The 19,821-nt window shown below is 70.8% G+C and carries 16 protein-coding genes; 5 read left to right on the forward strand and 11 right to left on the reverse strand.

The genetic code is table 11. The features are described from left to right. Positions 1 to 414: 414 nt before the first annotated feature. Together ACLBKU_RS09870 and ACLBKU_RS09875 are read left to right on the forward strand one after the other, a co-directional pair. Positions 415 to 3,231, forward strand: coding sequence for an Rne/Rng family ribonuclease (locus ACLBKU_RS09870; protein ID WP_410179379.1), 2,817 nt, complete (start codon positions 415 to 417; stop codon positions 3,229 to 3,231). 58 nt (positions 3,232 to 3,289) lie between these two features. Then, positions 3,290 to 4,267, forward strand: a complete 978-nt coding sequence (locus ACLBKU_RS09875) for an MBL fold metallo-hydrolase (RefSeq protein WP_410179380.1) — start codon at positions 3,290 to 3,292, stop codon at positions 4,265 to 4,267. Here the strand turns inward: ACLBKU_RS09875 and ACLBKU_RS09880 are convergent, their stop codons facing one another. Continuing rightward, positions 4,268 to 4,900 carry a class I SAM-dependent methyltransferase gene (locus ACLBKU_RS09880; RefSeq protein WP_410179381.1) on the reverse strand — a complete coding sequence of 211 codons (633 nt, stop codon included), beginning with the start codon at positions 4,898 to 4,900 and terminating at the stop codon, positions 4,268 to 4,270. It lies immediately after the preceding gene. A 59-nt stretch (positions 4,901 to 4,959) separates the two neighbouring features. After that, a complete protein-coding gene (locus tag ACLBKU_RS09885) occupies positions 4,960 to 5,703 on the reverse strand; it encodes an SDR family NAD(P)-dependent oxidoreductase (RefSeq protein ID WP_410179382.1) in 744 nt (247 codons plus the stop codon). Between the two features lie 154 nt (positions 5,704 to 5,857). On the opposite strand from ACLBKU_RS09885, the gene ACLBKU_RS09890 reads away from it, so the two are divergent. The 3 genes from ACLBKU_RS09890 to zapE are packed head-to-tail and all read left to right on the forward strand — an operon-like array spanning position 5,858 to position 8,229. Then, complete coding sequence (locus ACLBKU_RS09890; protein WP_410179383.1) at positions 5,858 to 6,637, forward strand: succinate dehydrogenase iron-sulfur subunit; 780 nt, start codon at positions 5,858 to 5,860, stop codon at positions 6,635 to 6,637. Positions 6,638 to 6,641: 4 nt separating this feature from the next. Next, positions 6,642 to 7,109 carry a PaaI family thioesterase gene (locus ACLBKU_RS09895; RefSeq protein ID WP_410179384.1) on the forward strand — a complete coding sequence of 156 codons (468 nt, stop codon included), beginning with the start codon at positions 6,642 to 6,644 and terminating at the stop codon, positions 7,107 to 7,109. 4 nt (positions 7,110 to 7,113) lie between these two features. Then, positions 7,114 to 8,229, forward strand: a complete 1,116-nt coding sequence (gene zapE / locus ACLBKU_RS09900; RefSeq protein ID WP_410179385.1) for a cell division protein ZapE — start codon at positions 7,114 to 7,116, stop codon at positions 8,227 to 8,229. 126 nt (positions 8,230 to 8,355) lie between these two features. Here the strand turns inward: zapE and ACLBKU_RS09905 are convergent, their stop codons facing one another. Genes ACLBKU_RS09905 through ACLBKU_RS09945 form a run of 9 tightly spaced genes read right to left on the reverse strand, consistent with a single transcriptional unit; the run spans position 8,356 to position 19,802 of the window. After that, positions 8,356 to 10,251 carry an XrtA/PEP-CTERM system amidotransferase gene (locus ACLBKU_RS09905; RefSeq protein WP_410179386.1) on the reverse strand — a complete coding sequence of 632 codons (1,896 nt, stop codon included), beginning with the start codon at positions 10,249 to 10,251 and terminating at the stop codon, positions 8,356 to 8,358. 14 nt (positions 10,252 to 10,265) lie between these two features. Beyond that, on the reverse strand, positions 10,266 to 11,264 hold the full coding sequence (xrtA, locus tag ACLBKU_RS09910) for an exosortase A (protein ID WP_410179387.1): 999 nt from the start codon (positions 11,262 to 11,264) through the stop codon (positions 10,266 to 10,268). Further along, positions 11,254 to 12,480, reverse strand: coding sequence for a TIGR03087 family PEP-CTERM/XrtA system glycosyltransferase (locus ACLBKU_RS09915; RefSeq protein WP_410179388.1), 1,227 nt, complete (start codon positions 12,478 to 12,480; stop codon positions 11,254 to 11,256). Before ACLBKU_RS09915 ends, xrtA begins: the two co-directional genes overlap by 11 nt. 8 nt (positions 12,481 to 12,488) lie before the next feature. Further along, positions 12,489 to 13,550: a FemAB family XrtA/PEP-CTERM system-associated protein gene (locus ACLBKU_RS09920; protein ID WP_410179389.1), complete on the reverse strand. Its 1,062-nt coding sequence runs from the start codon at positions 13,548 to 13,550 to the stop codon at positions 12,489 to 12,491. Continuing rightward, on the reverse strand, positions 13,547 to 14,449 hold the full coding sequence (locus ACLBKU_RS09925; RefSeq protein ID WP_410179663.1) for an XrtA system polysaccharide deacetylase: 903 nt from the start codon (positions 14,447 to 14,449) through the stop codon (positions 13,547 to 13,549). Before ACLBKU_RS09925 ends, ACLBKU_RS09920 begins: the two co-directional genes overlap by 4 nt. 2 nt (positions 14,450 to 14,451) lie before the next feature. After that, on the reverse strand, positions 14,452 to 15,636 hold the full coding sequence (locus ACLBKU_RS09930) for an XrtA/PEP-CTERM system-associated ATPase (protein WP_410179390.1): 1,185 nt from the start codon (positions 15,634 to 15,636) through the stop codon (positions 14,452 to 14,454). 17 nt (positions 15,637 to 15,653) lie between these two features. Continuing rightward, complete coding sequence (locus ACLBKU_RS09935; RefSeq protein WP_410179391.1) at positions 15,654 to 17,288, reverse strand: preprotein translocase subunit YajC; 1,635 nt, start codon at positions 17,286 to 17,288, stop codon at positions 15,654 to 15,656. After that, entirely contained in the window at positions 17,285 to 18,265 is a 981-nt protein-coding gene (locus ACLBKU_RS09940) for a P-loop NTPase (RefSeq protein ID WP_410179392.1), read from the reverse strand. Before ACLBKU_RS09940 ends, ACLBKU_RS09935 begins: the two co-directional genes overlap by 4 nt. A 16-nt stretch (positions 18,266 to 18,281) precedes the next feature. Beyond that, the gene (locus tag ACLBKU_RS09945) at positions 18,282 to 19,802 is read right to left on the reverse strand and encodes an XrtA system polysaccharide chain length determinant (RefSeq protein ID WP_410179393.1); all 1,521 of its coding nucleotides are present in this window, start codon (positions 19,800 to 19,802) and stop codon (positions 18,282 to 18,284) included. Between the last annotated feature and the right edge of the window lie 19 nt (positions 19,803 to 19,821).

The raw sequence follows: 19,821 nt of genomic DNA on the forward strand, positions 1-19,821 counted from the left end.
TTACGTTCTTGCCCGAAGGAAACGCAAGAGAGTTGCGGGGTTTGCCCCACAGTGCTAGCGATGGGTCATGGAGGTTGCCGGTAGGCGCGATGCGCGCCCCACTTGCCCGCCTCTTGCGCCGGGGCACACTCTTTCTTCCGCTCCCCGGCCCAGTACAGGTTGATGCAGTGACAGTATGTTCTCCCCGCCGATCGAGCACAACGCGTGACCAACGCGTGCTCGGCGTTGCGGGTCAAGGCGCGGCAGCCTGCCGCACATCTGTCCTTGCAGACACGAGCTTCGCGCTGACCGCCGTCACGGCCCCAGGCGCGATACCCCCTTCCGGCGCCTCCCCCGGGCGCGCCGGTTTCCCACAATATGCGCGCCCCCTTCACCCCGCCACGCGGGCAAGGCCGGGCGCATGGAGACTATTCAATGGCAACGCGCATGCTCATCGATGCGCGCCACCCGGAAGAAACCCGGGTGGCGGTCCTGCAAGGCAACCGGATTGAGGAATTCGACTTTGAATCTGCCGAACACAAGCAGATCAAGGGCAACATCTATCTCGCCAAGGTAACCCGGGTCGAACCCTCGCTGCAGGCGGCCTTCGTCGACTTCGGCGGCAACCGCCACGGCTTCCTTGCCTTCAGCGAAATCCATCCCGACTATTATCAGATTCCCAAGGCCGACCGCGACGCCCTTCTGGCCGAGGAGGCCGAGGCCGCCGAGGAAGAGGAGCGCCTGCGCGCCGAGGAAGAGGCGGAAGGCATCGCGCCAGGCGCCGAATACGACGCCGAGGACGAAAGCGGCGAGGCGCTCGCCGAGGACTTCGCCGAGAACGGGGTCGAGGAAGTCGACACCTCCGACAAGGACGAGGTCGCCACCATCGAGGGCGGCGCCTCTGACGAGGACGAGGCCTCGGACGAAGACTCCTCCGAAGAAGAGACCGGCGAGGAAAACGGCGAGGAGCGTCGCGGACGCGGGCGTGGCCGCCGCCGCCAGGGCAAGGGCGACCGCGGCGACAAGACCGACAAGGGCAACGGCCGCAGCCGCGCCAAGCAGGTCGACGAGGTGCGCGCCAAGCGCATGGCGCTGCGCCGCCGCTACAAGATCCAGGACGTGATCCAGCGCCGCCAGGTGCTGCTCGTCCAGGTCGTCAAGGAAGAGCGCGGCAACAAGGGCGCGGCGCTGACCACCTACCTGAGCCTCGCCGGGCGCTACACCGTGCTCATGCCCAACTCGTCGCACGGCGGCGGGATCAGCCGCAAGATCAGCTCGACGAGCGATCGCAAGCGGCTGAAGGAGATGGTCTCGGACCTCAAGCTTCCGAAGACCATGGGCCTGATCGTCCGCACCGCGGGCATGAGCCGCACCAAGCCCGAGATCAAGCGCGACTTCGACTACCTCGCCCGCGTCTGGGACGAGATTCGCGAGAAGACCCTCGCCTCGGTCGCGCCGGCGCTGATCCACTCGGACAGCGACCTCATCAAGCGCGCGATCCGCGACATCTACAACAAGGAGATCGAGGAAGTCGTCGTCGAGGGCGAGGAGGGCTACAAGTCGGCCAAGGCCTTCATGAAGCTCCTCATGCCGAGCCACGCGCGGCGGGTGAAGGCCTATTCGGACCCGGTGCCGCTGTTCCAGCGCTACGGCGCCGAGGACCAGCTGCGCGCGATGTACGACCCGATGGTCCAGCTCAAATCGGGCGGCTACCTCATCATCAACCCGACCGAGGCGCTGGTGTCGATCGACATCAACTCCGGGCGCTCCACCAAGGAGCACGGGATCGAGGCGACCGCGCTCCATACCAACCTCGAGGCGGCGCGCGAGATCGCCCGCCAGCTGCGCCTGCGCGACATGGCCGGCCTCGTCGTCATCGACTTCATCGACATGGAGTACCCCTCCAACGTCCGCAAGGTCGAGAAGGCGATGAAGGAGGCGCTGAAGAACGACCGCGCGCGCATCCAGGTGGGCCGCATCAGTTCCTTCGGCCTGATGGAAATGAGCCGCCAGCGCCTGCGCACCGGCGTGCTCGAGGCGACCACCCGCGCCTGCCCGCATTGCGACGGCACCGGCCTCGTGCGCACCGCGTCGTCCGCGGGGCTTTCGGCGCTGCGCCTGATCGAGGACGAGGCGGCCAAGGGCAAGGGCACGCTCATCCGCCTCGGCGCGAGCACCGAGGCGGCGATCTACCTCCTCAACGAGAAGCGCGCCGACCTCGTCGAGATCGAGCAGCGCTACGGCGTCAGCGTCGAGGTGGTGCCGGAAGGCGAGCAGGAAGGCGCAAAGATGAGCGTCTCGAGCTCTGGCCCGCGCCCGCTCCAGGCGCCCAGGTTCGAGCCGATCATCGACGATGAGGACGATGCCGACCTCCCGGAGGAAGAGGACGAATACGCCGAGGACGAGGCCGAGGAGCGCGAACGGCGCCAGCGCGGCCGCGATCGCGATCGCGAGCGGTCCGACGGCGACGAAGACGGCGGCCGCAAGAAGAAGCGCCGGCGTCGGCGCGGTGGTCGTGGTCGCAACCGTGACCGCGAAGAGGGCGGCGAAGGCGCCGAGGGCGAATATGCCGAGGACGGCGCCGATACCGACAGCGACGGTGACGAGGCGGGCGAGGCCGGCGAGGCCACGCTGCGCGACGACAGCGAGACCGGTGACGGCGAGGGCCGCCCCAAGAAGCGCCGCCGCCGCGGTGGCCGCGGGCGCAAGCGCCGCTCCGACGAGGGCACCGAGGAAGGCCAGCAGGGCGCCGAGGGCGAGGCCGATGTCGACGCGCTGACCGGCGACGAGGCCGAACCCGACGCGCCTGCCGAGGTCGAGGCAGAAGCGCCCGCTCCCGACGCCGAGCCCGCCGCCGAGGAAGCGCCGCCTGCCAAGCCCAAGCGCGTCCGCGCGCCGCGCAAGAAGAAGGACGCCGAGCCCGTGGTCGCCGAGGAGGCTCCGGCCGAACTCGCCCCCGAACTCGCCGCCGCTTCTGCCGATGCGGCTCCGGCCGAGGCGGTAGCTCCGGCCGAGAAGCCCAAGCGCAAGCGCGCCCCGCGCAAGGCCAAGGTGGCCGCCGAGGATGCCGCCGAGGCGCTCTCGCAGCAGGTCGCCGAGGACATGGCGGTGATCGCCGGGCCAGAGGACGCGCCGCAGACCGCCGAGGCGATGGCCGGTGAGGCCGCCCAGCAAGAGGCCCGGACCGAAGCTGCGCCCGAGGCCGAGGCCAAGCCGCGCCGTGGTTGGTGGCAGCGAACCTTCGGGGAATGATCGGGAGAAGCGGGCGCGATCTGGAAAGGTCGCGCCCGCACTCCTACCTCGCTAAGCGATGAACGATCGCGCAGGCGCCCCGCAGCAACCCTCTCACCACAAGCCGGGTGGCGGTTACCGCAATCCGCCGGGCAGCCCGGCCTATCGCGCGGGGCTTCGCGATTTCCTCCGGTTCCTGCTGTGGGACATGCGCCGCGCCAAGCTGCCGCCGATCCCGGACGGTCATGTCGCGAGCACGAGGCCGGATCTCGCTGCGCTCGCGGACAACCAGATCGCCTGGCTCGGCCATGCCTGCTTCGCGATGCGGATCGGCGGGAAGCTCGTTCTCACCGACCCATACCTCAGCCGGAACGCTGGTCCCTTCGGGCTGGGCCCGAAGCGATTTCTGCCGGCGACGGTCAAGGCGGGCGAGCTGCCGCGGCTCGACCTCATCGTCATCAGCCACAACCACTACGACCACCTCGATACCGCGGCCCTCACGGCCTACCGCTGGCGGGCCGAGACGCCCGTGGTCTGTCCGCTGGGCGTCGGGCCGCTGTTGCGACGTCAGGGGTTTGCCGAGGTGGTCGAACTCGACTGGTGGGAGCGGCACCACTTCGGACCCATCAGCGTCACCGCGCTTCCCGCGGTCCATTTCTCAGGGCGCGGACTCTTCGATCGCAACCGGACCTTGTGGGCGAGCATGGCAATCGCATCATCCGAGCGCAGGGTCTGGTTCGGCGGTGACACGGGTTACGGCGCGGTCTTCCGCGAGATCGGCGAGCGTGCCGGCCCGTTCGACCTCGCCCTCGTCGGGATCGGGGCCTACGAGCCGCGGATCATCATGGAAGCGAGCCACGCCACGCCCGAAGAAGCCGTGACGATCGCCCGCGACATCGGTGCGCGGGCTGCGGTCGGGATGCACTGGGGCAGCATCATGCTCACCCCCGAGGACCCGTTCGAGGCGCCGATCCGGTTTCGCCGGGCTGCGCTGGAGCAGCAGTATGGCGAAGCCAATGCATGGATCATGCAGGTCGGCGAAGTGCGCAGCTTCTGATCAGCCTGCCTTGACGGCCCTGCCCCACTCCATCCAACCCGCGAAGCGCGGCGTCTTGGGGGTGTAGCCCTCGCCCAGCGGCTCGACCGCGAAACCTGCCTGCGCGAGCGCGCCCGCGATCGGGCGGGTCAGGTGGCAGCCGCCCGCGAGGCGCTTCCAGACGGGCTCGATCCGCTCCTGCCAGCGCCGCACCGGCGCGTCGGGCGCGCGGCCGTGCTCGAGGAACAGCGCCGTGCCGCCCGGGCGCAGGATGCGGCGCATCTCGCGCATCACCTGCGCGGGGTCGTCTACCGAGCACAGGGTGAAGGTGCACACCACGCAGTCGAAGCTCGCGTCATCGAAGGGGATCGCCTCGCCCCGCCCTTGCCTGAGGTCCGCCGCCCAGCCCTTCTCCCGCGCGGCGGCGCGAGCGGCGTCGAGCAGCCCCTCGTGCGGGTCGATCCCGGCATAGGAGGTGATCGCGCGGGGGTCATAGAATTCATGGTTGATCCCGCCCCCGCAGCCCAGTTCGAAGACGTCGCCGCGCGCGTGCGGCACCACCGCGGCGCGGCGCTTCATCACCTGGCCCTGCGAGCAGGCGCAGGTGATCAGGCGCGGCATGACCTTCGCCTCGTACCAGCCCGTAAGCCCCATGCCGTCCCTCCCCTCGTTCGCCCGGCGCAGTCTAGCGGCGCCGGGCGCGAAGGAAAGCCTCAGGCCGGGACCTCCTCCCCCCGAAAGTCGAACACCCGCCCCGACTGTGCGGGGGTAAGGCGGGCGAGCACGCCGAGCAGGTTCGCCGCGGCATCCTCTGGCCGGGAGAGCTGCCCCTCGGCCAGCCCCGACTGGAAGGGCCGGGAGAGCGCGCTGTCCACCGTCCCCGGGTGGAGCCCGACCACCACCCCTTCGGGATGGGTGCGCGCCATCTCGAGCGCGAAGTTCTTCAGCAGCATGTTGAGCGCGGCCTTCGAGGCACGGTAGGAATGCCACCCGCCGAGCCGGTTGTCACTGATCGACCCGACCCGCGCGGAGAGCGCGGCGAAGGTGAAAGGCCGCCCGCGCGGCATGATCGCGAGCATATGCTTGGCGACCAGCGCCGGGCCGATGGTGTTGAGCGCGAGGACCTCGGCCATCGTCGCGGCCTCGATCCGCCTGTAGCTCCGCTCCGGCCCCCGGCCGTCGGCGAGCGTCAGCACCCCGGTGGCGACAATCACCCACTCGGGCGGGTCGTCCCGCATCGCCGCGGCGGCGGCAGCGATGCTCGGCTCGTCGTCGAGGTCGAAGGCGAAGGAGCCGACGCCCGCGACCTCCGGCCCCTCGCCCGAACGCGATCCCGCATGGATGCGCGCGCACCCGCGCGCCGCGAGCCCCTCGCACAAGGCCTGCCCGATCCCGCCGCTCGCCCCGAACACAGCCGCGCTGCGCGGCCAGCCCGCATTCCCGTCGCTTTCCCTCATGACGCGCAGAACGGCCCCCGCCTGCGCTTCGTTCCCGGCGGTGACGCGCGCTCAACCTCTGTGCGAAACCCTGCAACAATTGCGAGGCCCGCCCCGCTTGCGCCCACCGGCAATGCCGCTAAGTAGGGTGCCAAATTGCAACCGGGATCTGGCAATGGCGACCTTCACTCTCCCCAAGAATTCGAAGATCAGGAACGACGGCAAGCTGCACAAGGCGCAAGGGGGCCGGGTCAAGTCGTTCAAGATCTATCGCTACGATCCCGACAGCGGCCAGAACCCGCGCTACGACAAGTTCGAGATCGACCTCGACCAGTGCGGCCCGATGGTTCTGGACGCCCTCTTCAAGATCAAGAACGAGGTCGATCCCACCCTCACCTTCCGCCGCTCGTGCCGCGAGGGGATCTGCGGGTCGTGCTCGATGAACATCAACGGCAAGAACGCGCTCGCCTGCACCACCGCGATCGAGGATCTGAAGGGCGAGATCCGCATCACCCCGCTGCCGCACATGGACGTGATCAAGGACCTGGTGCCGGACTTCACCCATTTCTACGCGCAATACGCCTCGATCCGCCCGTGGCTCCAGACCGTCAGCACCACGCCTTCGGGCAAGGAGCGCCTGCAATCGCCCGAACAGCGCGAGAAGCTCGATGGCCTCTATGAGTGCATCCTGTGCGCCTGCTGCTCGACCTCGTGCCCGTCCTATTGGTGGAACTCGGACAAGTTCCTCGGCCCCGCGATCCTGCTCCAGGCCTATCGCTGGCTCGCCGACAGCCGCGACGAGATGACCGGCGAGCGGCTCGACGATCTCGAGGACCCGTTCCGCCTCTACCGCTGCCACACGATCATGAATTGCGCGAACGTGTGCCCCAAGGGCCTCAGCCCGGCCAAGGCGATCGCCGAGACCAAGAAGATGCTCGCCGAGCGGGCGATCTGATCCGGTGAGCTTCAAGGACAACGTCTTCGAGCACGGGCCCGACCCGGCAAACCCCGGCTGGCATCACTGGAACCTCAAGGACGCGAGCCTGTTCAACGGCGCTGTGATGGGCAAGCTCATCACCCGCGTCGATCCGGACGGCAAGGCGCGCCTCAGGATGTTTCCCGAGCGGCGGCACATGAACCTTCAGGGCGTGATCCACGGCGCGGTGACGCTCTCCCTGATCGACATTGCGCTGTTCGTGACGATGCACCGGATCGGCACCGGCAATGCCGGCCCCTCGGTGACGCTCGAGCTGTCGACCCAGTTCGTGGGCGGCGGCGATCCGCGGCGGCCGCTCGACGCCGTCACCGAGATCGTGCGCGAGACCGGCAAGCTCGTCTTCATCCGCGGGATGGTGGTGCAGGACGAGGACACCGTCGCGAGCTTCTCGGGGATCGTGCGCAAGATGCAGCCGCGCGGCCAAACCTGACGCAGTGCCCGGTCTCCTCGCCCGCTACGACGCGCTGATCGCCAGCGGCGAACTGCGCGCCGACCCCGACCAGCGCGCCGCGGCCGAGCGGCTGGCGTGCTTGCAGGACGCCTTGGAGGCCGATGCGCCCTCTGGCGGCATCCTCGGCAAGCTGTTCGGCAAGAAGCCCGAGCCCCCCCGCGGCCTTTACCTGTGGGGCGGCGTCGGGCGCGGCAAGTCGATGCTGATGGACCTGTTTGTCGACACGCTCGCCGTGACGAAGAAGCGCCGGGTCCACTTCCACGCCTTCATGCTCGAACTCGACCGGCGGGTGTCCGAGGCCCGCAAGGCGGAGCGCGCCGACCCGCTGATCGCCGTCGCCCGCGACATGGGCGAGGAGCTGACGTGCCTTGCCTTCGACGAGATGGTCGTCACCAACACCGCCGACGCTGCGATCATGGGCCGCTTCTTCACCGCGCTGATGGAGGCCGGCACGGTGATCGTCACCACCTCGAACCGCCCCCCGCGCGACCTCTACAAGGACGGATTGAACCGCTCGCTGTTCCTGCCCTTCATCGACCTCGTCGAGGCGCGCATGGACGTGCTCTCGCTGAACGGCCCGACCGACTACCGCCTCGACCGGATCGGCGGGCTCGGCACCTGGCACGCGCCGCTGGGCGACGAGGCGACCGAACAGGTGCGCGAGGCCTTCTTCCGCCTCACCGACTTTGCCCCCGAGGATGCCGCCAATGTGCCCTCGGGCGAGCTCGACCTCGGCGGCGGGCGAACCCTGCATGTGCCCAAGTGTTTGAAGGGCGTCGGCGTGTTCTCGTTCAAGAAGCTCTGCGCCGAGAACCGCGGCGCCGCCGACTACCTCACCATCGCGCGCGCGTTCCACACCGTGATCCTCGTCGGCATCCCGAGGATGGGCCCGGAGAGCCGCAACGAGGCGATCCGCTTCACCAAGCTGATCGACGCGCTCTACGAGCACCGCGTGAAGCTGTTCGTCACCGCCGCCGCGGCGCCGGAGGAGCTCTACCAGGCCGGCGACGGCGCCTTCGAGTTCGAGCGCACGGTGAGCCGGCTCAACGAGATGCAGAGCGAGGACTACATGGCGCTCGGGCACGGGACGGAGGATTAGATCTCGGAGACCCGTAGATCTCCGTTCGTCCTGAGCTTGTCGAAGGACTGCACTTTTCTTCTGACAGCTCGAAGCCACAAGTGAAGGACAGCCCTTCGACAGGCTCAGGGCAAACGGGATTCGGACTTACCCACTCACCCCCAGCTGGCCCAGCGACTTCTCCAGCATCAAGAGCTGCCACAGCGTCCGCGAGTGATCGACGCGGCCCCCGATGTGCGCCTCCGCCAGACCCGCGATGGCCTTCGCATCGAAGAACCCGGTCTGCGCGAGCGCTCCCGTCGCGATCCCCCGCGAAGCGCCCGCAAGCGGCCCCCTCAGCCATTCGGCGATGGGCGTCACGAAGCCCTGCTTGGGGCGGTAAAGGATGTCGGGGGGGAGGTAGCGCTCGAGGCTCTTCTTGAGCAGATGCTTGCCGACCGAGCCGCGCACCCGCATCCCCTCGGGCAGGCGCGCGGCGAACTCCACGAGGCGGTGATCGAGCAGCGGCTCGCGGGCCTCGAGGCTGACGGCCATGCTGGTGCGGTCGACCTTGGTAAGGATATCGCCCGGCATCCAGAAAGCGAGATCGGCATACTGCGCGCGGTCGAGGCCGGAGCGCCCCGGCGCGGCGCGCATCAGGGCGATGAGCTCGTCCTCGGCGCGGAAGCCCTCGAGGCTCGCGGCGAAGCTGTCCGAGTAGAGCGACCGGCGCGACCCGGGCAGCGTCACCGAAAGGCCGCGCGCATAGCCCTCCTCCCCGCTCTCTGCGAGCGCGAGCAGGGTCGCTTTGGCGCGCAGGGGACGCGGGGCCCAGTCGGCCTTGGGCCAGGCGCGGCCGAGCGTTCCGAACAGCGGCGCGCGCAAGGCAGCAGGCAGGATGCCGCGGGCGCGCTCCTCGTGATGGTGGAAGACCTGCCGCCGGTAGCCCGCGAAGGCCTCGTCCGCCCCGTCGCCCGACAGCGCCACCGTCACCCGCTCGCGCGCCAGCTGGCACACCCGCCACGTGGGCAGCGCCGAGGCATCGGCGAAGGGCTCGTCGAACATCGCCGCGAGGGCGTCGATGGCAGCGAAGTCGTCGGTCGCGACAATCCGTTCGCGGTGGTCCGCGCCGAACTTCGCCGCGACCTGCCGCGCGTAGGAAGTCTCGTCATAGGCCGCGACGTCGAAGCCGATCGAGCAGGTCTGCACCGGGTTGGGCGAGGCCTCGGCCATCAGCGCGACCACGCCCGAGCTATCGACCCCGCCCGAGAGGAACGCCCCGAGCGGCACGTCGGCGACCATCCGCGAGCGCACGCCCTCGCGCAGCAGGTGGACGAGCTGGGCGGAGAGGTCCGCCTCGCTTCCCCGCTCGCGCTGGCTGAAGTCGATGTCCCACCAGCGCTGCGGGCGGCCCGGCGCCTTGCCCTGCTCCAGCAGCCAGAAGTGCCCGGCGGGGAGCTTCTCGACCCCGGCGAGGATCGAATGCGTGTCGGGCACATAGCCCCAGGCCATGTAGGCCTCGATCGCCTGGGGGTTCACCCGCCGGCGCAGCAGCGGGTGCGCGAGCAGGCCCTTGAGCTCCGAGGCGAAGGCAATGCTCCCGTCGCTGAGGTGCGCGATGAACAGCGGCTTCACCCCGAAACGGTCGCGGGCGAGGAACAGGCGGCGGCTCGCCAGGTCGAAGATCGCGAAGGCGAACATCCCGTCGAGCCGCGCGAGGCAATCGGGGCCCCATTTCTGCCATGCCGCGAGGATCACCTCGGTATCGCCGCTCGTGCGGAAGGTGTGGCCCGCCTGCTCGAGCTCCCGGCGCAGCTCGCGAAAATTGTAGATCTCGCCGTTGAAGACGATCACCGCGCGGCCGTCGGCGGAATGCATCGGCTGGGGCGAGCCCGCGATGTCGATGATCGACAGGCGGCGGTGGCCGAGCCCGACCCCGTGGTCGGTCCATACCCCGGACCCGTCAGGCCCGCGATGCGCGAGCGCGTCGCACATCCTGACGACCCGCGCGGGGTCGACAGGCTTGGGCGTCTCGGCGTGGAAGATCCCGGCAATCCCGCACATTCTGGGATCGAGGCCTAGACCAGCGTCGAGACGGCGGCAACGCCCGCGAGGGCGACGACCGCGAGCAGCGCTCCGGTCGGCGCGAGGCGCAGGGCCTCGGCGCGCGCGACCCAGCGCCAGCGGTCGATCGCTTGCAAGGGCCAGCCGTGGCTCTCGGGCTCGCGCTCGACGAAGCGCCATGCCACGCCGAGCAGGACGGCGAGCACGATCGCGAAGAACACCCAGCCGTAGACGATGTGGTCGAACCCGGTCGCCTTTTCCGCGCCGACGAACTGCGCGACGTAGATCGTCGCCCAGGCGCGCACCCCGTTGGCGAGGATGGGGACGAGGATGCAGGCGGCCATGAAGGCGGCGCGGGTGGTCCAGCGGCGGAAGCGGGTCGCGCAGACGAGGACGCCGAGCGTGACCATCGCGATCAGGAACTTGACGCCGGAGCACGCCTCGGCGACGATGAACAGCCCGGCGGGGGTCTGGATGTGGATGCCCTCGATCCCCGCCGCCACGCCGCTCGCATGGGTGAGCGCGATGGCGATCTCGGCGGTGACAAGTTGCAGCGGGGGGATGATCTCGTCGCCGAAGGGCACGAGGAAGGCGGCGAAGGCGAGCGGCAGCGCGAGGACGAGGCTCGCGCGCACGCCGAGGAGGGTGACGACCGCCGCCTGCACCGCGCCGACCGCGCCCGCTTGCGCGACGAGGTTGATGCCGAGCGCCTCGCCGGCGCGCCACAGAGCGAGCGCTCCGGCGAGCGCGACGAGCCCGGGCCAGAAGGGCTGCGGCGCGAGCTGCGCGAGGTCGCGCTGCTTGAGCACCACCAGCCAGGCGATGATGAAGGGCACCAGCAGCAGGTGGCTGTAGGTGTCGATGTTCCACCACTGGTGGACCATCGCGCCCCAGGCCCTCGCGGTCACCGCGACAAGCACCAGCAGCCCGACCGCGAGCGACACGAGCGGTGCGCGCCACGCGGCGGGGAGGCGCGCGGGCGCGGGAGCGGGCAGCACGGCCTCAGGCGGCATGGCGCTCTCCTGTCGCTTCCAGTCCGAGCAGACCAGCGAGGGGGCTCAGCATCCCCTCCCAACCGTGGCGTTCGAGCACGAAGCGCCGCGCCGCCGCGCCGATGCGGGCGGCAAGCTCGGGGTGGGCAAGCAGGAACTCGATCCGCGCCGCCATCACCACCGGATCGGGCGGACAGACCAGCCACTGCGCCCCGTCGTCGGCGGCGATGCCGGTGGCCACCTCGAGGGTCAGCACGACCGGCTTCGCCATCGCCATCGCCTCCAAAACCTTGTTCTGCACCCCGCGCGCGATCAGCAGAGGGGCGAGCACGGCGTCGGCGGCGGCAAGGAAGGGGCGCACGTCGGGCACCTCGCCCCACACGCGCACGCCCGGCGCACCATGATGCGCGAGGAGCCGCGCCGTCGGATTGCGCCCGACGACGTGGAAGGTCGCGTCCGGCAGGCGCGCGCGCAGGACCGGGAGCAGGTCCTCGATCACCCACAGGCAGGCCTGCTCGTTGGGGCGATAGTCCATCTGCCCGGTGAAGACGAGCTGCGGCCCCGGCGGGGCGGCGAGCGCGGGGTGCGGCACGGCGGCGGCGGGGTCGAAGAAAGCGGCGTCGATGCCGTTGCCGATCACCTCGACGCGGACCTTGGCGGGTTCGGTCAGCCGCGCGCGGTAGAGCGCCGCCTCGGCCTCGGAGACGAGGATCGTCGCATCGGCGCGCCGCCCGAGGCGCTCCTCCTCGCGCGCGAGCAGCCGCGCCTCGCGGGCGTTAAGCCACACGCGCTCGCCCGCGGCGGCGTAGGAGGCGAACTTGGCGCTGTCGACGTCGCACAGGTCGATCACCACCGGGCCGGCGAAGTCGGCGGGGACATATTGTCCCATCTGCCCGGAGAAGACGACGATCGCTGCGATGTCCTCCCTGCGGATGGTCTCGCGCACCCATGCCTCGAGCCGGCGCGAATGGAAGGCGGTGAGGCTCACCGGCTTGCCCGCGAGCACCGCCTCGACCCCCGCGAGCGGCAACGGCTTCACGCGCCGCACGACGCAGCGCGAGGCCGCGACAGCGGCGAGCGCCCGCTCCCCTTCCGCGGCGCTGTCGCCGTCCTCGAGGCAGCCGACATGCACCGGCCCGAGCCGCGCGAGCGCCTTCAGCAGGTGATGCGCGCGGATGCGGTCGCCGCGGTCGGGCGGGAACGGCACGCGGTGCGCGAGAAACAGGATGCCGCCCATCGTCGGCTCTAGGCGAGCCCGCGGGCGATCCACGGCCCGATGGCGTTGGCGACCGGCAGCGGGAGCTTCTTCCACAGCTCGATCTTGCGGCTGTAGCCCGCGTCGGTGGGGTCGATGTTGCGCTCCCGCGCGCCCGGGGCGGTCCAGGCCGCGTAGGTGAGCGGCTGCGGCGCGAAGCCCCAGTTCTTCTTGAAGCTGTAGGGCCCGCTCCCGGTCTTCGAGCGCCCGAAGTCGAAGCGGGTCATGCCCTGGCGGCGCGCGTGGCGCATCAGCTCGTAATACATCACCTCGTTCGCCCGCGCGGCGCGCGCGGCGTGAACGCCGCCGCCCCAGAAGGGCATCACCGCCCCGTCGTGGTAGAAGCTGAGCACGCTCGCCAGCGGGATCTCGTCCTGCCAGACGGTGAGGATGTCGCTCGTCTCCGGGAAGGCCTCGAGCATGGCGCGGAACAGCGCGCGCGGGAAGACCGGGGTGCCGAGGTTGCGAACGCTCGCGCTGTAGCAGGCGTAGTGCGCGGCGAGGTCGCTCGGCGATCGCCCGACCGTCACCCGGTGCCCGAAGCCGAGGCCTTTCCTCACCTCGGCGCGCGCCTTGCGCGGGATCGCGAGGAGCTCGGCCTCGTCGTCGGCGGCAAGTTCGCGTTCGAAGCCGCAATGCCTGTCGGACCAGCTCTCCCAGCCCTCGGGGATCGCGCCGCCGCGCAGTTCGATGCTCGCGAAGCTCCCGGCGAGCGCGTGGCCCTGCGCAACCTCGACGAGGCCGCGCGCGGTGCGCTCGTCCTCGGCGAGGATCCCGCCACCCACGCCGAAGCCGCTCGAGACCAGCGCCTTGCCGAAGAGGGCCGAGCGCACCTCGGTCAGCGGCAGCCAGCCGGTGATCGTGCCGAGCCGCTCGGCGAGAAGCCCCGCCGCGCGCTGGCCGGTCCCGGCCTCGACCGCCTTGAGCCACGCCGGGCGGTGGAACAGGCTCGCGCCGTTCTCCGCGCAAAAGCCTTCGATCCGCTCGACCTCGTCCGGCTCGCGGAAGTCGGCCAGTCGCACCGCGGTGCCCGCCCGGACCGGCGCGTTCATGCCAGCACGTCCTCGGCGAGCGCGAGCTGCGCCGCCTCGCGCGCGGCGAGCTCGTCCATCCGGCCCCAGCGGAACTCGTGGACGAGCTCGCGCAGCTTGCCCGCCATCTTGGAGAGGCCCGTGTAGTGCCTGAGGCGCGAGCGCATCGGCGCGTGGGCCACGCGCGGCTGATCGGGATCGACCTCCCAGGGGTGGAAATAGAACACCGCGGGCCGCCCTTCGACGCGGTTCACCTGGCGGATCGCCCAGCGCGAGAAGGCATAGGGCAGCACCCGGAAGAAACCCCCGCCGCCTGCCGCCACGCGCCTGCTCCCGAGCATCGCGGTGGTCACCGGGATCTCGATCAGCGGCGAAGCGGCGAGCGGACGGAAGGCGAAGCGCGGTGCCTCGGGCCAGCCGTAGTGGTCGTGGACCACCGGCGCGACGCTCGAGGAATAGGCGTAGCCGTGCTCGGCGAGGACCTCGAAGGCCCAGGGGGTGCGGTGGTCGATCGAGAAGCTCGGCGCACGGTAGCCGGTGACGGCCTGGCCCCCGCAGTCCTCGATGATCGCGCGCGCCTTGCGGATGTCCTCGGCGAACTCGCGGGGACTGAAGGTGAACACCCGCGCATGATCGTAGCCGTGGCTGGCGAGCTCGTGCCCGGCCTCGGCGATGCGGCGGATCATGGCCGGATGGCGCTTCGCCACCCAGCCCAGCGTGAAGAAGGTCGCGCGCACCTCGGCCTCGGCGAAGAGGTCGATGACGCGCGCGACATTGTCTTCGACGCGGGTCTTGATCGCATCCCACTCGCCGCGCGCGATGACCTTCTCGAAGGCGCCGACCTGGAACCAGTCCTCGACGTCGACCGACAACCCGTTGACGAGCGGGCCTTGCGCGGGCGGGGGGAAGCCAGCGTTCATCGTCACGCGGCCCTGCGCGACGGGTCTTCCTCGAGCCATTCGATCAGCATCGTGAGCACGTGGCGGAAGGACTGTTCCTGCTCCTCGAGCCGCGCCTCGATCCGGTCGAGCGCCGCGGCGAGGCGCGCTTCGGCGAGGTGCACCTCCTCAGGGGTGCCGGCAGCCGCGCCGCCGATGCGGCTCATGCCGGCGGCCTGCAACTCGCTGATCGCCGCCTCGAGCTCGGCGGTGCGCGCGTCGCGGGTGGCGAGCAGCGCGGCGACCTCGGTCGCGGGCAGGCTGCCGGGCGCGGCGGGAGCGGGAGCCGGAGCGGAGACTTCGGGCGCGACCGGCGCGGTGTGGAGATCGCCCCCGCCCGCGCGCGCGCCGCGGGTCTGGTCGGCGCTCATCTCGGCGACCACCGCGTCGAGCATCCTCAGCGAGAGCCGGTCGCTCTCCTCGATCGCGGCGAGCAGCAGCAACCGGTTCATCACCTGGTTGACCCGCCGCGGAATGCCGTCGGTGTGGCGACAAAGCGCCTCGAGCAGCCCCGCCTCGAAGGCCGGGCGCCCGTTCCATCCGACATGGGCGAGGCGGTGGCGGACATAGTGCCCGACCTCGCCCTCATCGAGCGCTTCGAGATGGTGCGAGGCGATGATCCGCTGGCGCAGCTGTTCGAGCCCCGGGTGATGCGCGACCGTGCGCCGGAACTCGGGCTGGCCGAGCAGCAGCGATTGCAGCAGCGGGTGCGAGCCGAGCTGGAAGTTGGAGAGCATCCGCAGCTCCTCCAGCGCGGTCAGCGCGAGGTTCTGGCACTCGTCAACCACCAGCAGGCAGCGCCGCCCGGCGCGCGCCTCGTCCTGGAGGAAGCGCTCGATCGTGCCGAGCGCGCTCGCCTTGTCGTGACCCTCGACGGGCAGGCCGAAAGCCTGGGCGACGACGTGCACCAGCTCCTCGCCGTCGAGTGCGGTGGTGACCACCTGCGCGACGGTGAGCGCCGCCGGGTCGATCCGTTCCATGAGGTGCGCGACCAGCGTCGACTTGCCCGCCCCGACCTCGCCGGTGATGACGATGAAGCCCTCGCCCTGGCTGAGGCCATAGCCGAGATAGCTCATCGCCTTCTTGTGGCTGGTGCTCTCGAAGTAGAATTGCGGATCGGGGGTGAGCTGGAAGGGGCGCCCGCTGAAGCCGTAGAACTGTTCGTACATGGGTGCGTGCACTCCCGTCAGAAATTGTACCTGAGGCCGACGAGCGCCGTGGCGACGGCGAAATCCTGGTCGGTGAACTGGCTGTCGACATAGTCGACCCCGATCGCCGCGCGGCCCTCGAGGCGGCGGGTGATCGTCTGGTTGTAGGCCGCCGAGCCGCCGATCGCGGTCACGTCGTTGGACCCGGCGCCGTCGAACCAGTTGACATAGGCATTGGTGGTGATCGCCGAGCCCGCCCCCACCTGACGCGAGAGGCCGGCGGTGAGGTAGTAGCTCTCGTCCCTCAGCCCATCGAGGGGCGCAAGCGCGGTGCCCGCCGCGGCGATGAAGGTGCGCCGGTCGTAGCCCGCGCCGATCGCCGCCGTGGTGCGGCCCACCTGGCGCTGGTAGGAAGCGCGCACCCCCCGCCCGCGGAACGCCGCCGAGCGCACCGAGCCCGCGACGCCGACCAGCGACTGCCCCTGCGACCCGCCGACCAGCCCGCCGAAATCGCCGGTGACCGGGTTGCGGATCGCCTCGAAATCGGTGCCAATCCCGGCGAGCGCATTGTTCAGCGCCCCGCCGAGGCCGCTCACCCCGTCATAGACGTTGATCGCGAGATTGCTCCGGTCGCTCGGGGCGTAGGTGAAGGTGCCGTAATAGGTCGTCGAATCGTAGCGCCGCCCGACCGCGGCCTGGAGGCTGGTGCGCGACGAGGGGCGCCACAGCACGCCGACGTCCCACAAGAGGCCGTCGACCGCGAAGGCGATCCGGCGCGGGGCGGTCTTGTCGGTCACCAGCCGCCCGTCGGCGCCGCGCACCGGCACGCCGTTGGCATCGCGCACCGCGTCGCGGCTCGAGATCTCGACGTCCTCGTAGCCCGCCCCGCCGACCAGCGCGAGCGTCGGGCTGACCGGGATCGTCACGTCGCCGCGCACGTAGAGATCGCGCACCCGCTGGTCGAGGTTGGCAATGTCCTCCTGGAAGCCCCCCGCGGTGACCGCGAGGCCGACGCCGGGGATCACCGTATCGGGCCGCACCCCGGCGCGGACCTGCCCGAGATAGGTGACGCTGTCGTCGAAGACGTCGACGGTCTGGCCTTGCTGGGTGACCAGCGCGTCCTCGGCCTCGAAGCGGTTGTAGCCGACCCGCGCCACGCCCTCGATCCCGACATCGCCGACCTGCGTGCGCAGACTCGGCCCGGCATAGGCGCTGTAGACGCGGCTCTCATTGTCCTCGCGCACCAGCGGGTTGACGCTCGTGCCCCCGCCCGCATCGACGCGGGTCCGCGAGGCGAGCGCGCCGGCCTCGAGGCTGAGCGCGCCCGGCACCACCGCAAGCGTCCCGCGCGCGATCCCGCTCAGCGTGTTGCTGTCGACGCTGTCGTCGCCATAGGCGATGTTGCGCTCGTAGCGGACCGAGACCGAGGCGCCCGAGTTGCGGCCCTGGATATTGACGTCCGCGCCGGCCGCGACCTGGGTGAAGGTCACCACGTCGCTGCCCGGCGTGATCTCGGCCGAGACGATCTGGCTGACCTCGATATAGGGCTGGACGACGCGGCCGCGCGCGGGGGGCGCCTCGCCGCCGCCCTGGCCCTGTCCCTGGTCCTGCGCGAGAGCGGGCGCGGCGCCTGCCATCAAGGCGGCGGCGAAAGCGATGGCGAACTTCATCATGACCCCCTCCCCCCGTAGGAGCCGAAACGGCGACCCGAGGGGCTGTAGCGTGCCGCGTTGAGCAGCAGCTTGATGTCGGCGCAGGCCGAGAGCAGCTGCCGCGCATCCTCGAGCGCCGCGCGGCCCGTCTCGTCGGCGCGCACCACCAGCAGCGCCTGCCCGACGTGCCCGGCGAGCTCGGCGGCGGGCGAGGCGGCGAGCGCGGGCGGCGTGTCGAATATCACGATCCGGTCGGGCGCGCCCGCGGTCAGCCGGTCGAGCACCTCGGCGGTGCGGCTGCTGGCGAGATATTCGGCATCGCGCGCGCTCGGGGTGCCGGCGGGCAGGACGAAGAGGCCCTCGATGTCGGTTTCGATCACGAGGCTCTCAGGGCACAGCGCGGGGTTCTCGAGCGCGTCCATCAGGCCCCGCTCGGCCTCGATCCCGAGGCGGCGGGTGACGCTCGGGCGGACGACGTCGGCATCGACCAGCAGCACCTCGAGGCCCCTTTCGGCGGCGAGCGCGATCGCGAGGTTGGTCGCGCAATAGGTCTTGCCCTCGCCCGGATGCGGCGAGCAGACGAGGATCCGCCGCGCGAGGCCCGAACGGGCGGTGCGGGCATCGGCGAGCAGCTCGCGCTTGACGATCCGGAACTCCTCGAGGAGGCCGGTCACCGGGTCCTCGGGCACGATCAGGCCTTCCTCGCGCAGGGTCTTGCGGTCGACCGCGGCGAAGGGCCCGCAGAATTCGACCTTGCGCGGCGCCTGCGGTTCGGGCGCAGGCGCGGCAACCGGCGGGACCGGGGCGACGGGCTGCGGCTGGGCTTGCGGCTGCGGCACCGGGCGGCGCAGCGCCTGGGGCACCGGCGGAAGGTTGGGCGCGACGGGGGGAACCTTGGGCGCGGCAGGCCGCACGCCGAGGCCGAAGACGGCGTCGGCGCGCTCGAACAGCGAGGCGGGCCTGGCGCCCTCGCGGTCGATCTTGCCCTGTTCGGTCATGTCGCTCTCCCCCGCCTCATGCCACCGTCACGACCGAGACGACCTCGATCGCGAGCAGGATGACGAACATCGCGACCAGCCCCGCCGAGGCGGCCGCGAACTGCTTCAAGCGCTGGCGCTCGACCGCGCGCGCGGCCTCCGAAACGGTCAGCGAGATCGCGCCGATCACCGGCAGGTCGAAGGCCCGCTCGAGCTTCTGCTCGGTCGCGAAGCCGCCCTTCAATTGCCCCAGCGCATAGGCCCCCGCCGCCCCCGCGCCGATCCCGGCGATCAGCACGCCGAACAGCAGCAGCGGGCGGTGCGGCGAGGCGGGCTTCTGCGGCACGCCGGGCTGCTGGATGATGTCGAAGCGGAACTGGCTCGCCTTGTCCTCGACCTTGCCGCGGGTGCGCAGCGCCTCGCGGTCCTCGAGCAGCTTCTCGTAGTTCTTCCGCAGCACGTCGTAGTCGCGGCTGATGCGGTTCGCCTCGGCCGCGGCGGCGGGCTCGCTCGCCTGGCTCGCCATCAGCGCGGCGGCATTGCTCTGGAGCGCGGCGCGCTTGGCCTGGAGCGCCTCGACCGCGGCCTGGCGCTCGCTGCGGATCGCGACCAGCGAGGCATAGGCGGGATTGGGCGCCCCGCCCGCGTCCTCGCCCGCCGCCGCGGCCTGGCGGGTCAGCAGTGCGACCTGCTTGCTCGTCGCGACGACGTCGGGGTGCCTGTCGGTGAGCCCGCGCGCGCGCAGCTCGGCGAGCTGGGTCTGGGCGACGAGCAGCGCCGCCTTGGGCCCGGTCGCATCGCGCCCCCCGGTCACGGTGCGCGGCGTGCCCGCGATCTGGCCCGAGATCGCCGCGAGCCCGCTCTGCGCCGCGGCGAGATCGGCATCGACATCGCGCAGCTCGTCGCGCGCCTGCTGGACCTTGCTCGACAGGCTCTCCGAGCCGCCGGCGAGGTCGGGATACTGCGCTTCGAAGGCGAGGCGGCGCTGCTCGGCCTGTTCGAGCTCGGCTTTCCGCTCCTCGAGCTGGCGGTCGAGATCGCCGATCGCGGTGCTGATCCCGGTGCGGCTGCCGATCACGTATTCCTCGCGCAGGATGTCGAGCAGCTTCTGCACGACATCGCGCGCCAGCACCGCGTTCTGCGCATCGTCGAGGTCGCGGCGGCCGATCGCGGCGGTGATCTCGAAGAGGTTGTCCTGCTCGCTCGTGACCTTCACCTTCTTCTCGAGGTCGGCAATCGCCGCATCGAGCGCGCCGCGCTCGGTGATGCCCTCGCCGAGCCGGGTCGAGGTGATGACCTTCTCGAGGTTCTTGGCGCTCGAGAGGGTCTGGCGCACGCGCATGATCTGGTCCTTGCCGTCACCCGCGATGCCGAGCTGCTTGGAGAGCACGTCCTCGACGTCGACATAGACGCGCGCCTTGCTCTCGTAGGTGTTGGGGATCATGCTGACCACCAGCCACCCGAGCAGGCACACCCCCCAGGCGAGCGCCAGCGCGATCCAGCGCCGGTGCCAGACCGACCACAGCGCCGCGCGCAGCTCGTCGAAGATCTCGCTCATCCCCCGCTCTCCCGCCGCC

The sequence above is a fragment of the Erythrobacter sp. NE805 genome (genome assembly GCF_046452355.1).
Taxonomy (GTDB): domain Bacteria; phylum Pseudomonadota; class Alphaproteobacteria; order Sphingomonadales; family Sphingomonadaceae; genus Erythrobacter.

Bases quoted from the DNA above. Each gene is read 5' to 3' on its own strand.
- ACLBKU_RS09870 (WP_410179379.1), top strand. From the start codon at position 415: ATGGCAACGCGCATGCTCATCGATGCGCGCCACCCGGAAGAAACCCGG.
- ACLBKU_RS09875 (WP_410179380.1), top strand. From the start codon at position 3,290: ATGAACGATCGCGCAGGCGCCCCGCAGCAACCCTCTCACCACAAGCCG.
- ACLBKU_RS09880 (WP_410179381.1), bottom strand. From the start codon at position 4,900: ATGGGGCTTACGGGCTGGTACGAGGCGAAGGTCATGCCGCGCCTGATC.
- ACLBKU_RS09885 (WP_410179382.1), bottom strand. From the start codon at position 5,703: ATGAGGGAAAGCGACGGGAATGCGGGCTGGCCGCGCAGCGCGGCTGTG.
- ACLBKU_RS09890 (WP_410179383.1), top strand. From the start codon at position 5,858: ATGGCGACCTTCACTCTCCCCAAGAATTCGAAGATCAGGAACGACGGC.
- ACLBKU_RS09905 (WP_410179386.1), bottom strand. From the start codon at position 10,251: ATGTGCGGGATTGCCGGGATCTTCCACGCCGAGACGCCCAAGCCTGTC.
- xrtA (WP_410179387.1), bottom strand. From the start codon at position 11,264: ATGCCGCCTGAGGCCGTGCTGCCCGCTCCCGCGCCCGCGCGCCTCCCC.
- ACLBKU_RS09915 (WP_410179388.1), bottom strand. From the start codon at position 12,480: ATGGGCGGCATCCTGTTTCTCGCGCACCGCGTGCCGTTCCCGCCCGAC.
- ACLBKU_RS09920 (WP_410179389.1), bottom strand. From the start codon at position 13,550: ATGAACGCGCCGGTCCGGGCGGGCACCGCGGTGCGACTGGCCGACTTC.
- ACLBKU_RS09925 (WP_410179663.1), bottom strand. From the start codon at position 14,449: ATGAACGCTGGCTTCCCCCCGCCCGCGCAAGGCCCGCTCGTCAACGGG.
- ACLBKU_RS09930 (WP_410179390.1), bottom strand. From the start codon at position 15,636: ATGTACGAACAGTTCTACGGCTTCAGCGGGCGCCCCTTCCAGCTCACC.
- ACLBKU_RS09935 (WP_410179391.1), bottom strand. From the start codon at position 17,288: ATGATGAAGTTCGCCATCGCTTTCGCCGCCGCCTTGATGGCAGGCGCC.
- ACLBKU_RS09940 (WP_410179392.1), bottom strand. From the start codon at position 18,265: ATGACCGAACAGGGCAAGATCGACCGCGAGGGCGCCAGGCCCGCCTCG.
- ACLBKU_RS09945 (WP_410179393.1), bottom strand. From the start codon at position 19,802: ATGAGCGAGATCTTCGACGAGCTGCGCGCGGCGCTGTGGTCGGTCTGG.